This is a genomic window from Pseudomonas sp. UBA7530 (assembly GCF_002479365.1).
In the GTDB taxonomy this organism is placed as follows: Bacteria; Pseudomonadota; Gammaproteobacteria; order Pseudomonadales; family Pseudomonadaceae; genus Aquipseudomonas.
Map to the genome: position 1 here is coordinate 300,565 of NZ_DLMS01000013.1, position 16,488 is coordinate 317,052.

6 protein-coding genes are annotated in these 16,488 nt (G+C 62.6%); 3 read left to right on the forward strand and 3 right to left on the reverse strand.

What is annotated here, in order from left to right; genetic code table 11:
- Positions 1-159: 159 nt before the first annotated feature.
- Both B2U07_RS22035 and B2U07_RS22040 read left to right on the forward strand, forming a co-directional pair.
- Positions 160-1,200 (forward strand): methyl-accepting chemotaxis protein, encoded by a 1,041-nt coding sequence (locus B2U07_RS22035; RefSeq protein WP_419096376.1) that lies wholly within the window; start codon positions 160-162, stop codon positions 1,198-1,200.
- A gap of 93 nt (positions 1,201-1,293) precedes the next feature.
- On the forward strand, positions 1,294-1,887 hold the full coding sequence (locus B2U07_RS22040; RefSeq protein WP_296277929.1) for a tRNA-uridine aminocarboxypropyltransferase: 594 nt from the start codon (positions 1,294-1,296) through the stop codon (positions 1,885-1,887).
- Between the two features lie 166 nt (positions 1,888-2,053).
- On the opposite strand, the gene B2U07_RS22045 is transcribed toward B2U07_RS22040, so the two are convergent.
- From B2U07_RS22045 to B2U07_RS22055, 3 genes are all read right to left on the reverse strand, one after another.
- Entirely contained in the window at positions 2,054-3,412 is a 1,359-nt protein-coding gene (locus B2U07_RS22045) for an HlyD family type I secretion periplasmic adaptor subunit (protein WP_296277931.1), read from the reverse strand.
- 12 nt (positions 3,413-3,424) lie between these two features.
- The gene (locus B2U07_RS22050) at positions 3,425-5,575 is read right to left on the reverse strand and encodes a type I secretion system permease/ATPase (protein WP_296277932.1); all 2,151 of its coding nucleotides are present in this window, start codon (positions 5,573-5,575) and stop codon (positions 3,425-3,427) included.
- A 270-nt stretch (positions 5,576-5,845) separates the two neighbouring features.
- Entirely contained in the window at positions 5,846-7,201 is a 1,356-nt protein-coding gene (locus B2U07_RS22055) for a TolC family outer membrane protein (protein ID WP_296277934.1), read from the reverse strand.
- 447 nt (positions 7,202-7,648) lie between these two features.
- Between B2U07_RS22055 and B2U07_RS22060 the strand changes: the two genes are divergently transcribed.
- The gene (locus tag B2U07_RS22060) at positions 7,649-16,456 is read left to right on the forward strand and encodes a retention module-containing protein (protein ID WP_296277936.1); all 8,808 of its coding nucleotides are present in this window, start codon (positions 7,649-7,651) and stop codon (positions 16,454-16,456) included.
- The last annotated feature ends 32 nt before the right edge of the window (positions 16,457-16,488 follow it).

The following is a 16,488-nucleotide window of genomic DNA, read 5'->3' on the forward strand; positions in this document are numbered from 1 at the left end:
AAGCGTCGTGCCGAGCTGCTGTACGCTCGCCTGCGTGCCGGCAAGCCGCCGGTGCCGAAACTCGAGTACTGGACTTACGACCTGGTACGGTCATGGCCGCTGATCGTTGCGTCATTACTGATCGTCGCGGCGCATTGGGTGATCTCGGGCTGGCCACTGATGGCCTTCATAATCCTGACCCTGTTCGCTCTGGGCTCCTACCAGCTTCATAGCAAGCGGCAGCTCATTCGCCGGACCCTCGCCGAACATCCGAAAGCCTTCACCAGCGGTCTGGTGGCGTTGACGTACAGCGACAATCGCGGCGCCCAGGCGCTGCTGGATATGGCGATGATCAGCGAGGAAGCGCGTTTGCAGACGGCGCTGACGCGATTGGAAGACGCCGGGGAGGGCGTCAAGAAACGCGCATCGCAATCCGCCGAGTTGTCGCGTTCGAGCTCCGAGCTTCTCGACCAGCAACGTGCCGAAACCGACCAGTCCGCAACGGCCATTAACCAGATGGCCGCGACCATTCAGGAGGTCGCGCACAACGTCCAGAACACCTCGCACGCTGCCGAGGAAGCCGATCGCCTGGCGCGTGACGGGCGCGACCTGGCGGTCGGCAGTCTCGACTCCATGCGGCAGATGGCCAAGGCCGTCAACGACATTGGCCAGGCGGTCAACGAGTTGGCCAACTCCACCCAGTCCATCGGCAGCGTGGCCGATGTGATCACCTCGATCGCCGAGCAGACCAACTTGCTGGCGCTCAATGCCGCCATCGAGGCGGCGCGGGCGGGCGAGCAGGGCCGTGGCTTCGCGGTGGTGGCCGATGAGGTGCGTTCGCTGGCCTCGCGCACGCGCCAGTCCACCGAGCAGATTCACCAGATCATTTCCGACCTGCGTGCCGGGGCCGAGCGTGCGGTGGTGACCGCGGGTAGGGGCGAGGAAATTTCCCGAGGCAGCGTGCAAAGCGTGGAATCGGTGCGCGATGCGCTGGAGGGCATCAGTTCGGCCGTGACGCGTATCACCGGCATGAGCCAGCAGATGGCGGCCGCGTCCGAAGAACAGAGTCACGTGGCCGAGGATATCAGCCGGCAGATCACCCGCATCGCCCAGCTTTCCGATCACAGCGCCGGTCAGGCGCATCAGGGCGTGGCCATCAGCCGAGAGCTGGAAGAGATGGCCGATTATCTGCACAGTCTGGCTGAGCGCTTCAATCGCTGACCGCGCAACGCAGATGCGTCCGGGAACTTCGAATCATTCCCGGATTGCATCCGGGCTACGCGAGCGCGGGGGTATTCTGGCAAACTGCGGCGCATGCCTCGTCCGACCTGTTGCCGTTGTCAGCGCCCCCTCAGCCGTTGTCTCTGCCCGCTGATTCCCGATCTCGATAGCCGTACTCGTGTGCTCATCCTGCAGCACCCGAGTGAGGTCGGCCATGCGCTGAATACCGCGCGCCTGGCGGCGTTGGGGTTGCGCAATGCAGAGCTGCGCGTCGGCGAGGTATTCGATGATCTGCCGCAATTGCTCGCTCAGCCTGACTATCGGGCCTGCCTGCTGTTTCCCGGCGAAGAGGCTGTCGCTCTGAGCGCTTATGCGCCTGACGAGAAACCCTTGCTGATGGTGGTGCCCGATGGCACCTGGCGCAAGGCGCGCAAGCTGCTGCACCTCAACCCGCTGTTAGCGGCATTGCCGCGCGTCAGCCTGGGCACCGTCGCTCCGTCACGCTATCGGTTGCGCAAGGCGCCGCAGGAGGGTGCGCTGTCGACCATCGAAGCGATTGCCGCGGCATTGGATACGCTCGAGGCACCTCAGGGTTTCGCTGCATTGCTCAGACCCTTCGATGCGTTGATCGAGGGGCAGATCGCGGCGATGGGAAAAGAGGTCTTCATCCGCAATCACCAGCGCTGATGCAGTGCGCACAGCCCCCCCAGCTCTTGATGAATGCTAGGGTTCGGGCTCGTGACATATGGCGATTCGGCGATGTCGCGTAGCCCGGATGCAATCCGGGGAAGTTCTACGTTTCGACGATCAATCCCGGATTGCATCCGGGCTACGCAGAATGTACGGCATGTATTCAGCGCTCGCGCATGGCCTCCGAGCGGGCCTTGAGCACCGGCTTGAGCAAGTACGACAGCACGCTCTTCTCGCCAGTGATGATGTCCACGGTGGCGACCATGCCGGGGATGATCAGCAGGGGGCTCTCCTCGCTGCCCAGGTGGCTTTTGTCCGTGCGCACCTGAATCAGGTAGAAGCTGTTGCCTTCCTCATCGGTGATGGTGTCGGCGCTGATCAGTTCCAGGTTGGCCTTGAGCCCGCCATAGATGGTGTAGTCGTAGGCGGTGAACTTGACCATGGCCTTCTGCCCGGGGTGCAGGAACGCCACGTCCTGCGGGCGTACCTTGGCTTCGATCAGCAGGCTGTCGTCCAGCGGCACGATCTCGACCATGTCGCTGCCCGGCTGCACCACGCCGCCGATGGTGTTGACCTTGAGCTGCTTGATTACCCCGCGCACGGGTGATGTGACGGTAGTGCGGGTCACTTTGTCCTCGATGGCAACCCGGGTGGCGGTGATCTTCTGCAGTTCGGTGCGCACTTCGTTGAGTTCCTTGAAAGCATCGGAGCGGAAGCTCAGCTCGGACTCGTCCATCTTGCTCTTGATCTCGCTCATCGCCGCTTCGGCGCGAGGGATGGCCAGGTTGGTGGCTTCCAGCGAGCCACGCACCTCCACCAGGCTGCGGCGCAGGCGCAGCACTTCGACCTGGGAAATCGCGCCCGAGGCCACCAGCGGTTGCGACATGTTCAGCTCCTGCTGCAGCAGACCCAGGCTGGAACGATACTGCTGGGCCTTGGAGCGAAATTCGGCGAGCTCCTGCTCCTTCTGGCGCAACTGCTCGCTAAGAGTACGCTGCTCGCTTTTCAAACGCTGTTGCCGCGAGCGGTAAAGCGCCAGCTCGTCTTCGGCCAACTGCGGTGCGCCCTGGAGGATCTCTTCTGGCAGGCTGGGTTCGCGCCCTTCGGCTTCGGCGCCTAGCCTCTCCAGACGAGCCATCAGCGCCAGGCGATCGGCTTCGGTTTCGCCACGATTGGACAGAAAACGTGTGTCATCCAGGCGCAGCAGCGTGTCGCCCTTGTCCACCACCTGGCCTTCGCGAACGAAGATTTCGCTGACGATGCCGCCTTCCAGGTTCTGGATCACCTGAATTTTGCTCGAGGGAATGGCCTTGCCCTCGCCGGTGGTGACTTCCTCCAGCACGGCGAAGTGGGCCCAGGCCATTGCGGTCAGCAGGCAGGCGCTTACTGCCCATACCGTGACGCGGCTCAACCAGGGCGAATCCTCGAGAATGGCGCCTTCTACTTCCGGCATGAATTCGGTGTCCTGGCGTTTCTCGCGCAGGCCGTCAAGGTAACTGCCGAGGCTCTGTGTAGCTTGCATGGCAGGGCGCTCCTAGAGGCTGGCCGGGCCGACACGGCCCTTGCGCAAGGCTTCGATGACGGCTTCCTTCGGCCCGTCGGCAACGATGCGGCCATTGTCGAGAACGGCCAGGCGGTCGACCAGGCTGAGCATGGAGGCGCGGTGGGTGATGAGAATCAGGGTCTTGCCCTGCACCCAGTTGTGCAGTCGTTGACGCAATTGGTCTTCGCTGGTGTTGTCCATGGCGCTGGTGGGCTCGTCGAGCACCAGAATCGGCGGGTCGAGCAACAGCGCGCGGGCCAGCAGCACGGCCTGGCGCTGGCCGCCGGAGAGCAGCTGGCCGCGTTCGCCCACCGGGCGGTCGAACCCCTGCGGATGTTGTCGCGCCAGGTCGACCACGCCGGTCAGTTCGGCGACTTCGAGCATGCGCGCATCGCTGATGTAACGCGCGCCCAGGGTCAGGTTGTCGCGCAGGCTGCCGGCCAGCAGCGGCAGATCGTGGGCAACGTAGCCGATCTGGTGGCGCAGGTCGGCCACATCGAGCTGACGCAGGTCGAGATTGTCCAGCAGGATCTGGCCTTCATCGGTGCTGTAGAAGGCCATCAGCAGGCGGGCCAGGGTGCTCTTGCCCGAGCCGCTGCGGCCGATGATGCCGAGGCGCTCGCCAGCCGCCATGCGCAGGCTGACGTTGCTCAGCGCCGGTGCGCTCTGGCCAGGGTAGGTGAAGCTGATCTGGCGCACCTCCAGCGTCCCCTTGAGCTGGGTGCGGTCCAGCGGGCGCTGCTTGTCCTGGCGCTCCTGGGGCAGGGCCATCAGCGCGTCGGTACTGGTCATGGTCAGGCGTGCCTGTTGGTAGCGGGTGATCAGTCCTGCGATCTGTCCCAGCGGCGCGAGAATCCGGCTGCCGAGCATGTAGCAGGCCACCAGCGCACCGACGCTGAGGTTGCCGGCGATGATCAGGTACACCCCGGAAACGATGGTGGCCATGCCGGCGAACTGCTGGAGGAACAGGGTGCCGTTGGTGGCCAGCGAGGCAAGGAACTTGGCATGGCCGTCCAGGCGAGTGAGGGCGCCATGGGTCTGTTCCCACTGATGCTGGCGTTCGCTCTCGGCACCGCAGACCTTGAGCATCTCCAGCCCGCCGAGCGTTTCGATCAGCAGCGCCTGACGTTGTGCGCCGAGTTGTAGGCTCTTCTGCACGGTGTCGCGCAGGCGCACCTGGATGATCCAGGCGAAAAGGATGGTGATGGGGAAGGCCAGCACCGGAATGACCACCAGCGGTCCGCCGATCAGGCCGATCACCAGCAGCATCAGCAGGGAGAAGGGCAGGTCGATCAGGCTGGTCAGGGTGACCGCAGTGAGGAAATCGCGCAGCCCCTGGAAGTCGTGGATGCTCTGGGCAAAGCCGCCGATGGTAGCCGGCCGTGCCTTCATCGACATGCCGGTGATGCGCTCGAACAGGGTAGCCGAAAGCACCACATCGGTCTTCTTGCCGGCGGTATCCAGCAGATGCGCCCGTAGCACTTTCAGCAGCAGTTCGAAGCCGGTGCCGATAAAAAGACCGATGGCCAGTACCCAGAGCGTCGCGGTGGCCTGGTTGGGTACGACGCGGTCGTAGGTCTGCATCACGAACAGCGGCACCATCAGGCCCAGCAGGTTGATCAGCAGGCTGGCCAGCACCGCATCGGTGTAGAGCCAGCGCGACAGCTTGAGGGTGTCGCGGAACCAGGCCTCGATGCGCGGCACCAGTGGTGTACGGGCTTCTTCCAGCTCGTGCCGCGGACGCGCGAAAAAGGCCTGGCCGCTGTACGCGGCGGCCAGTTGTTCGCGGCTGACCCACTGTTCGCCGCCATCGGTCTCGCAGGGCAGAATCTGCGCCTGCTGCTTCGGCCCCCATTGGCGCAGCACGGCGCTGCGGCCGTCCTTGAGCAGCAGCAGCACCGGCAGGTTGAGCGGCGAGATGCTGGCGAGATCGCGCTGAAGCAGGCGACCCTGCAGCCCGGCCCGAGCTGCGGCGCGAGCCAGCAGGTCAGGGCTAAGGCGCTGCGCCGGCAACGGCAGGCCGGCGCTCAGGCTGCCGCGACTGGCGCTGCAGCCGTGCAGCCGACAAAGAATCAACAAACCATCCAACAGCGGATCGTCGTGACTGAGCCGTGGATCACTGGCTGGCCCTGGTCGTTCCATGGTGGTCAATTTCTACTACTCCTCAGAGCCTGTGCCAGGTTTGCTGCGCGTCGGCCATGCTGCGTTGAAATCGGGCTCAGAAAGCTGCTCTAGCTAACGCGCTTCAGCGCGGCCCGAAGGGCGAGCGAAGCGAGTAATGCTCATTTACAGCACGTAAACTCCGCTTCTTCGCCCAATTTCGCCTTGCCTGGCTCTAGCTGGCAAAACCTGACTGTGCAATGTCTGCTGCGCGTCGGCCCAAGTACATTCGCGTGGGCCTTCGAGCCGGGATCACTTCATATCCGGCAGGCGTGCTTCGCTTTTCACTTCCGTGAGGGCTACAGCTTCTGCCGGGACCACGACCTGTTGCTGACGCAGCAGATCCCCCATGGCCGCAACGACGCGGTACATCGAGAACTCTTCGCCATAGCGAACCTCGGTGTAACGGCGGTTGGCGGTGAACAGTTCGTTTTCGCTGTCGAGCAGATCGAGCAGGGTGCGTTGCCCCAGGCTGAATTGCTGCTGATAGGCCTCGCGAACGCGAGAGGTGTAGTCCGCGTAATCGCGCGCCTTGGGAGTCTGCAGGCGCGCGTTCTCCATGGCGTTCCAGGCCAGCGAGAGGTTCTCGTTGAGTACCCTGAGGGCGTTGTTGCGGATGTCCATCGACTCGTTGATCTGGTGCGCGGCCGACTGCAGGCGAGCCTTGTCGCGCATGCCGTTGAACAGGTTGTAATTCATCACCACGGCGGCTCGCCAGGTGTTGTAGTGGCCTTCGTCGCCCTGCACGTTGTCATCGGCCGAGGTAGCCAGTTCCAGATCGAAGCGCGGGTAGAAGGGGGACTTGGCAACCTCGTACTGCTTCTCGGCAGCGTTGACGTCGGCTTGCGCCGATTTCAGGAAGGGGTTGTTGTCCATCACCGTTTGCCGGGCGGCCATCAGGTCGGCAGGCATGCTGCTCTTGATCGATGCGGGGGCTTCGAGCTGGTCGGGCAGACGACCGGTGGCACTGAAGAAGTTGGCCTCGGCATCGGCCAGGTTGACCTCTTCGGTGTAGAGGTTGTTCTGCGCCAGGGCCAAACGTGCTTCGGACTGATCCAGGTCCGCGTTGCTGCCCACGCCCTGGCGGCTGCGCAGGCCGATCTGATCGCTGATGCGCTGGTGCGCCTGCAGGTTGTTGCGAGCCAGGGTGACCATCTCGCGGCGCATCAGCAGATCCAGATATACCTCGACGGTACGCAGCGCCAGGCTCTCGGAGGTGCCGAGCAGGCGATAGGCTCGGGAATTGACCACGGCCTGGGTACGCGCCACTTCGTTGGGCGTGTTGAAGCCGTCGAAGAGCATCTGGCGCAAACGCAGCTCGGCGTCACGGTAGTTCAGCGTCTCCTTGTTGTGATCGCCCAGTGCCCGGGTGCTTGGGCTGTCCGTGCGTTCCCGCCCATAGCCGACCAGCAGGTCGACGGTTGGCAGGTAGCCGCCCTTGGCGAACTTCACATCTTCATCCGATGAAAGCCGGCTATTGGCGGCAGCGTGTATCTCCGGATGGTTGTCCAGCGTGCTCTGGATCGCTTCCGACAAATTCATGGCTTGCGCCTGGCTGCAAACAGTCGCCAAAAACATGGCGCTCCACAGCGGGGTTAAGGTGCGCATTGGCGTTTCTCCTGACTGAAGTTCTTATCCTGTCGCCATAAAAATGGCGTTTTTCCCTGTCAAACCGTTTCAGGCTTGTAACATCAGAGCTAAGAACAACTTTTGAAGGAGATAAGATGATTTTTTCACAAGCTATATTCAGAAAAAATCTTATGAAGTCTGAGAAAAGGAGCACATTGTTTGACCCTGTGAGCTGCCTGGGTCGGCATTTTCCGTGGCCTGTGCAGCTGAAATGGGCAGTCAGACATCAAAAGGCGGGGATTTCAACTGATGGAGTAGTTCGACGCATGCTGTGGTGACATTTTTTTGTCAGTAGCGTTTTTGAGGTTTTGCGCCGTTCCATTTCAATCAGCTGTCCAGGTTCTCTCCTCTGCTTCGAAAAGGTGCTCTGACCCTTTCGCTAGGTACGTGTCGGCGGTGGTCGGCAGCTGTAGTGAGGATGGAATCATGGCTACTCTTATTGGTGTCGTCAGTCAGGTTGTCGGCGAAGTGTTCGCGGTAGCGAGCGACGGATCGCGCCGGCCAATCAGCGAAGGTGATCGGGTCTACGCGGGCGAGCAGCTGGTCACCGGAGCGTCCGGTGCGGTTGCGGTGGCCATGAGCAACGGACAGCAACTGACCCTGGGTCGTGACAGCAGCATCACCCTCGATGCGCAGATGCTCGCTTCTGGCAGCGAGACGCAGCCCCCGAGCGCAGATACACCTCCGAGCACCGCGCCGAGCGATGACGACCTCACCGATGTCGAGCGCCTGCAAGCGGCCATCGAAGCGGGTGTCGATCCCACCCTGGAAGGCGAGGCCACAGCCGCCGGTCCTGGCGCCGGTGCCGGAGGCGCAGGCGGTGCTGGTGGCGGCAATTCATTCGTGATGCTGAGCGAGGTGGGCGGTGCGCTCGATCCGGTTATAGGCTTTCCAACCGAAGGGCTGCCGGGTGGGCCGGAGTTTCCCGAAGGCGAGGTATTCGCCACCGCCGACTTCAGCCCCGAGCTGACGGTGGTCTTTCTGAACGAGCAGGGCAGCGTGGTCACCGGCCCCGGCGTGGTCGATGAGGCGGCGCTCGATGGTGGTGAGAACGGCGGTGGCCAACCGGGCAGCAACCCCGGTAGCAACGCCGAGAGGACTTCCGGCAGCCTGATCATCAATTCTCCAGATGGCATTGGCCGCATCGAGGTGCTGGATGCGAGCGGCAACTGGGTCAACGTCACGGGCGGCGGCACCGTGCAGGGCGCCTATGGCGTGCTGGTGTTCGACGCTGCCGGCAACTGGACTTACACCCTGACCGACAACAGCCTGAATCACGGTAACCCCAACGCCACTGGGGCCGATGATCAACTGTTCGATAACTTCAGCGTGCGTGTGTTCGACCTCGATGGTGATGTATCGCCGAGCGTGCCACTGACTATCGCCATCAACGACGACGGCCCCAGCGCCAGCCTCGAGTTCTCTCGCGAAGGTGGTGATGTGGTGCTCGACGAGAGCGCCGGCCTGCAGGCGGGCAGCAATGACGTCGCCGGTCCGCTGGCTGTGTTCGATAGCGTCGCCAATGCCTCTTCCGACATGCGCGCTTACGCCCAGGGCACCGCCCCTGCAGTGGTGGCCAGTTATGAATTTGGTGCCGACGAAGGTGGCGCCAGCGCCGTCTATTCCCTGGCGCTGGTCGAAGACCAGGCCAGCGATCTGACCACTACCAGTGGCAGTCCCATCACCCTGACCATCGAGAACGGCCTGGTGGTCGGTCGGGACGCCGACGGCAACGCCGCGTTCGCCGTTGCCATCGACCCGGGCACCGGCGTCATCAGCGTTGCCCAGTACCAGTCCCTGCGTCACCCCGATGGCGACGACGCCAACGACAGTATCGACCTCAATGGCCTGATCCGTGCCGTGCTGACGGTCACCGACGGCGACGGCGACAGGGCTGTGGCCAGCGCCGACATCGGCCAGTTGATCCGCTTCGTCGACGATGGCCCGACCGCCAGCATCCGGACCAACGAAGGCGTGCGCGTCAGCCATGACGAGAGCGCCGGGCTGCAGAATGGCACCGTCACCCCCACGCCCAATGGCGACGCCAACGACAACGATACCGCCTCCGGAGCAGTGGCGAGCCTGTTCAGCGGCGTCGGCAACCCCGGGAGCGATCTCTCCGCCGCCGGTTACGCCACCAGCAACGGCGCAGTGGTGGACATCTCCGGCAGCAGCAGCGGCGAGGACAATGAAGGCGCCACCACCGTGCTCAGCCTGTCCATCGTCGACGGCAACGGCAGCGACTCCGGCCTCACCACCACCGACGGCCAGACCATCCGCCTGTACCTGGAGAACGGCCTGATCGTAGGGCGCGTGGATGGCGGTGAGGCCGGCCCCGGCGCGGCGGCCTTCGCCATCGCCATCGGCCAGGACGGCAGCGTCAGCGTGGCCCAGTACGTCTCGCTGTACCACCCCGACACTGGCAGCCCCGACGACGCCGTGACCCTGGCCGGCAAGGTGCGCGCCGTGGTCACCGTGACCGACGGCGATGGTGACGTGGACAGCGCTCAGGTGGGCATCGGCGACGCCATTCGCTTCGAGGACGACGGCCCCAGCGCCGTCATTGAGCGGCTCGAAGGCGTGCGCGTCACCCACGACGAGAGCGCCGGCCTGCAGAACGCCACCGAGACCCCGGCGCCGCAGGGCGATGCCCTCGACGACGACACCAGTAACCCGGACGTGATCGCCCTGTTCGCCGGCGTGAGCAATGTCGGCACCGACCTCGCGGGCTACGCCACCAGCGCCGGACCGGTGGTCAGCACCGCCGGCAGCAGCAGCGGCGAGGACAACGAAGGCGCCACCACCGTGCTGAGCCTGGCTATCAATGGCGGCGACGGCACCGACTCGGGCCTCACCACCACCGACGGCCAGAGCATCCGCCTGTACCTGGAGAATGGCCTGATCGTTGGCCGTGTGGAAGGGGGCGACAGCGGCCGCGGCTCCGCGGTGTTCGCCGTGGCCATCGGCCAGGACGGTACCATCAGCGTCGCCCAGTACATGTCGCTGAATCACCCGGACACCAGCAGCCGCGATGAAGGCGTCGACCTCGGTGGCCTGGTCCGTGCGGTGGTCACCGTCACCGACGGGGACGGCGATGTCGATGTGGCCTCGGTCAACATCGGCGGCGCCATCCGCTTCGAGGACGACGCCCCCACTGCCAACATCCAGGTGGTGGAAGGCGCTCGCGTCACTCACGACGAAACCCCCGGCCTGCAGAACGGCAGTGCCACCCCGAGCCCGGGCAACGACGCGAACGACAACGACAGCAACAGCCCCAGCGTGATCGCCCTGTTCAGCAGCGTTGCCAATGCCGGCACCGTATTGGCGGCCGGCTACGCCAGCAGCGACGGCCCGGTGGTCGACGCTTCCGGCAGTACCACCGGCGAGGATCAGGAGGGCGCGACTACCGTGCTCAGCCTGGCAGTGCAGGACGCCGACTCGGGCCTCAGCGCCCTGGACGGTTCGCCCATCAGGCTCAGCGAGGAGGGCGGCCTGATCGTCGGCCGCGTGGAAGGTGGCATCTATGATGGCAAGGCTGCCTTCGCCGTGGCCATCGGGACGGACGGCAGCCTCAGCGTCGCCCAGTACCTCCCCCTGCGACACCCGGATAACGCCAGCCATGACGAGGCGCTGAACCTGTCTGGCAAGATCCGCGCCGTGGTCACCGTCACCGACGGGGACGGCGACGTATCGGTGGACTCCGTCGGTATCGGCGGCGCGGTGCGTTTCGAGGACGACGGCCCCACTGCCAGCAACGTGATCGCCAGCAAGGTACTCGATGACGAAGGCCTCAAGGGCGGCATCAATGGCGGGCCCGGCGATGTGAACGATGCCAACACCAGCACCAGCGGTACCCTTGGATATTACTCCGGGGCCGACGGGCTGCAGTCCATCGAGCTTACCGGGCCCAGCATGCTGGGCACAGAAAACGTGACCTCGACCTGGGACACCACCAGCAAAACCCTGACCATCGGCAGCGCCGCTCGCGGCGAACTGGTGACCGTGGTGCTGACTGACCTGGCCAGCGGCGCCTACACCGTCAATTTGCTCAAGCCGCTGATGCATCCGACCAGCGGCATTGAGGACAACGTCACCCTCAACATCGGTTATAAGATCACCGATGGCGACGGCGACACCGCTGATGGCACGCTCAAAATCATCGTCAACGATGACACGCCGACCATTCAGGCCATGCAGCCGGGCTTCGAGTCTCAGGCGACCTTCCTGGGCACCGATGCTGGCTTCAGCAACAGTTATGGCTACTACACCCGCGACGCAGACGGTGATCCGGTAGCCGGCAAGGTGATCTGGGCCAACGTGAAAACGGTTGCAGTCGGAACCGAATTCGACCTGGGTGACCTGGACCCGACTGACATGGGCTTCTTTATCATCCCCAACGGCGGCGCCAACGCTGGCTTGAGCGATGAAGCCGAGCTGACTTTCGAACAGGATGCCAACGGCAACTGGCAGGCCGTGCTCAACGGCACGCCATTGACAGGTGCGGGCGGTGCAGCTGTGCTGTTTGATAGGGCCGAGCTCAACCCCCGTGGCTCGGCGCTGCAGGACAACGACGAGCCGGGTAACCAGAACTGGGAAGATGTCGCCAGCAGTCCAGATTATGACTATAACGACGTCAGTACCAATGTGAGCTGGGGCATGCCGCTGCAGGTAGACGAAACCGACCTGGGCACGCCCGCTGGCGCCGTTGCCACGCGCGATTTCAGCTCGGCGTTCAATGCCGAATACGGCGCTGATGGCGCGGGTTGGTTGCGCTACGACCTGGCGATCAAAGCCACCGACTCGGGCTTGGTGGATACCACGTCTGGTGAGAAGGTCAAGCTGTCGTTCAACGCTCAGGGGGTGCTGGAAGGCCGTACCGAAACAGGTAATCAATTGGTCTTCACCCTGGCGGTCGACCAGGCTGGCGTCGCAACCCTGACGCAGCTGCGCGCCGTCGTGCATCCGAGCAGCCAGCCCGATGAGCTGAATCTCCTGGGTGCTGGCAAGGTGGAACTCAAGGCCACCATCACCGATGCCGATGGCGATCAGGCCACGGCCCGCATCGATCTGGGCCAAGTCATTGGCTTCCGCGATGACGCGCCGACTGCGGTGGATGATATTGCTGCGCTGTTAGTCGAGGGAAGCGCGACCAATGTGGTGCAGGGCAACGTCCTAGACAACGACCTGGCCGGTAATGACGGTGGCAAGGCGTTCAAGCAGTGGAATGATTCGCCGAGTAACGCTGCCGCCATCGCCGAACTCGGCAAATACGGCTCGCTGTTGCTTGACCCCGCTACCGGCGCCTACAGCTTTACCCTTGACAACGATGACGCCGATACCCTGGCTCTGGCCGAGGGACAAACCGTTAGCCAGCGCTTGCAGTACACAATACGCGATGCCGACGGTGACGTGTCCTCTGCCTACCTGACCATCAGAATCGTTGGTAGCAATAACGGCGTCAGCCTTGGCAACCTGGATGTATCGGGTGGCGAATTGATAGTGGACGAGCAGCATCTGGCATCAGGCTCGGCGCCGGATAGCGATGCGCTGACCCATTCCGGAACCTTCACCATCGAAGCGCCGGGCGGTATCGCATCGCTGCAGGTTGGCGACGCCCCTGCCTTCACCTTTGACCAATTGCAGGGGGCCAGCGCCAGCAGTCCGTTGCTGATCGAAAGTGCCGCGGGTGTGCTGAAGATCACCGGTTTCGACGACACCTCCGGCGCTGACACCGTCCGTTATGAGTACACGCTCGAGAATGCGGTTGCCCATCCTGGAGAGCAGGGCCGGAATACCGTGACCGACCAGTTCGGCATCGTGGTGACCGATCGTAACGGGGACAGTGCCACCGGCACGCTCGATGTCACCATCATTGATGATGTTCCGGTAGCGAAAGACAACAAGGTCTGCATCGAAGTTAATGGCCTGCCACCCTACAACCTGACCCTCGTACTGGACTCTTCCGGCAGCATGGATGAAAAGGTCAATGCCGATTTGAATGGCGATGGTACCAATGAGAATGTTACCCGGCTGGACGTTGCCAAGGCTGCGCTCGTCAATCTGATCGATAGCTACCTCGCGCTGGGCGTGTCACTCAACTTCAAGGTGATCGACTTTGATAACGGTGGTCGCCTGGTTTACGAAGGCACTGATGCTGCTGCCGCCAAAACTGCAATTAACGCCATGGAGGAAGGCGGAAACACCAACTACGCCAGTGCTCTCAACCTGGCTCGTAGCGAATTGGAATCCGACCTATCCAACCCGGCGTTAGCAGATTACGAGAATCGCCTGTACTTCCTCTCCGATGGTGAGCCGTATCCGTCTAACAACGGTGCTCCGGCAGGCTGGAAGGTCTTCGTCGACAGCAACGACATCGATGTGGTCACAGTGGGTATCCAGATTCCGGTCAATGGTAGTGCCGCAGCTGAACTGGGCAAGGTCGGCAATGCCGGTGACTCGGTCATCGTGGTTTCTGACCCGAACGACCTGTCGGCCACCCTAGGTGAAACTGTGCCGGATGCTGTGGAGGGTAACGTCATCAGCGACAGTGACTCGAGCGGCGTTGATGTACCCGGTGCGGACGGTGTGCTAAACGTAATCTCAGTCAGCTATCTTGCTGCCGACGGTGTATTGCGAACGGCTGCTGTGCCGACGGGCGGTACGACCGGTCCGCTGGAAACCTTCCGGGGCGGCAAGCTGGTCATGGCCAGTGATGGCAACTACAGTTATGTAGCGCCGAAGGGCGTCGCCGACGACAGCGAGGATGTCTTCACCTACACCGTTCGCGATGCGGATGGCGACACCTCTAGCGCTAATCTGATCCTCTGCACCAAAGATGGCGTGCCGGTTGCCAAAGACAACGAGGCTAGTGTTCCTGAGAGCGGCCTGCCGCCTTACAACCTGACCTTCGTGCTGGACTCGTCGGGTAGCATGGGCGACGTAGTCAGTGCCGATCTAGATGGTGATGGCGACAAGGAAAACGCCACCCGCCTGGATGTGGCCAAGGCAGCGTTGATCAACCTGATCGACAGCTACATCGCCTTGGGTGTGCCGCTGAACCTCAAAGTGATAGATTTCGACAGCGGTTCCGGTCTGGTCTACGAAGGCACGGATGCAGCGGAGGCCAAGATTGCCATCAATGCTATGGGCGAAGGCGGAAACACCAACTATAGCAGCGCTCTGAGCCTCGCTCGCGCGCAATTAGAAGAGGATCTGTCCAACCCCGGCCTGGCTGACTATGAGAACCGGTTGTACTTCCTGTCCGACGGCGAACCTTATCCTTCAGGCAATGGCGTGCCAGCCGGCTGGCAAAATTTCGTTGATAGCAACGATATCGACGTGATCGCGGTGGGTATCCAGGTACCGTACAGCGGCAGCGCGGTAAACGAGCTGCGCAAGGTCGGCAACACTGGCGACGCAGTAATTGTGGTGCAGGATCCGAACGAACTCTCGGCCACGCTGGCCGATACCGTACCGGCGTCGCTGGAAGGTAACGTGATCACCGATGCGGGCCCCGATGGCGTAGACGATCCGGGAGCCGATGGCCCCGTCAAAGTGATATCTATCACGTACATCGATGCGCAGGGTAACGAGGTCACCGCCGCAGTACTAGAGGGTGGTTCCAGCGGCCCGCTTACTACCGAACTCGGGGGGACGCTGGTGATCTCCAGTGATGGCAGCTACACCTACTCGGCGCCTCGCAGCGCACCTGTAGGCGCACAGGAAGTCTTCACGTACACAATTGCTGATCGTGACGGTGATACCTCCAATGCCAAGTTGACCATCAACATTCTTGATGGTGCACCGATTGCCGTGGACGAACGCGCAGTGGCACAAGAGGGCTACTGGAAAGTCGATGGCAATGTTACCTACAGCGCCGAGTATGTCGCCCCAGGACATGCTATCGATATTGGGATTTCTGACGTCTCTAATGCGCCCAATCAAGGGCAGAGGAGTTCGGCGTCCGAGATGTTCAGCGTGACAGCGCGTGATGGGGCGCCGGCTACTGTAACTTTCAGCGTCCGGACAAGTGACTGGAACTCTGAGGATCGTTGGCAGGCTGAGCTATTCAAAGTTGGTCAAGCCATGGCAGTGGACTCAATCTTCGATCAGGATGCCGGTAGGCAGGATGTGAGCTTCGACTCGATTAACGAGTCGGGGGACTACTACGTCAAGTTCACCGTTTTCGACAAGTCGGGTTCCAGCTGGAACCCGTTCAATGATCGAGCTGATCTGCGCATCGACAAGCTGCAGTACACCAACAACCTGCAGAGCATCAACGTCACGGTACCTGGCGTCGCCTGGGTCGTTGCACTGCTTGCTTCGGGCAATGTGCTCGGCGGCGACAATCCGGGTCCGAATGGTGGGCTGAAGGTTACCCATGTCGATGGTCATGCGATACCGGTTGACGGGCTGACCCTGCAAGGACAGCATGGCAGCCTGCATATCGCCAGCGACGGCGCCTATACCTACACGCCGAACGCTACCGATCTGCCTCTGGGGTCATCCGAACAGTTCGCCTATAAGATTGTGGATGCCGATGGCAGCACTGGCAGCGCGGTGCTGAAGATCGATATCAAGGATTGGTCGTACAGCGAGAGGGCCACCAACGGCAATGACATGATCGGTGGCAACGACGTTGGAAATACGCTCAGCGGCCTGCGCGGCAACGACGTGATCTATGGAGGAGCGGGCAGCGACACGCTCAGCGGCGGCGACGGCAACGATCACCTGCTCGGGGGGGATGGCGATGACGCCCTATATGGCGATTCCGGCAACGATGTGCTGAACGGTGGCGCCGGTAACGACCGCCTGGAAGGAGGTGCTGGCAACGACATCCTGCTCGGTGGTCTCGGTGATGACATCCTCATCGGCGGTCCGGGTAACGACATCCTCATCGGTGGTGCTGGCGACGACACCTTCGTCTGGAATGCCGGGGATCGCGGCGGCAACTATCACGACATCGTCAAGGACTTCGGCAACGGCAATGACCGACTCGATCTGTCCGAGCTGCTGACCGGTGTTGGCCCCAACGCCGATGGTGATGCGCTTAGCCACTACCTGAGCTTCGACTTCGCCATTGACCCGGGCAGCACAGTGATCGCTGTGTCCAGCGCGGGTAATGGCAACGTCGACCAGACCATCACGCTGGAGAACACCATCGTCGGCGGTGGCATGGGTAATGCGGCCGACATTATCGACAACATGCTGGACAACAACCAACTGGTGGTCTGAGTGGAGCAGGGCGCCCGCAGTTTGCGAGCGCC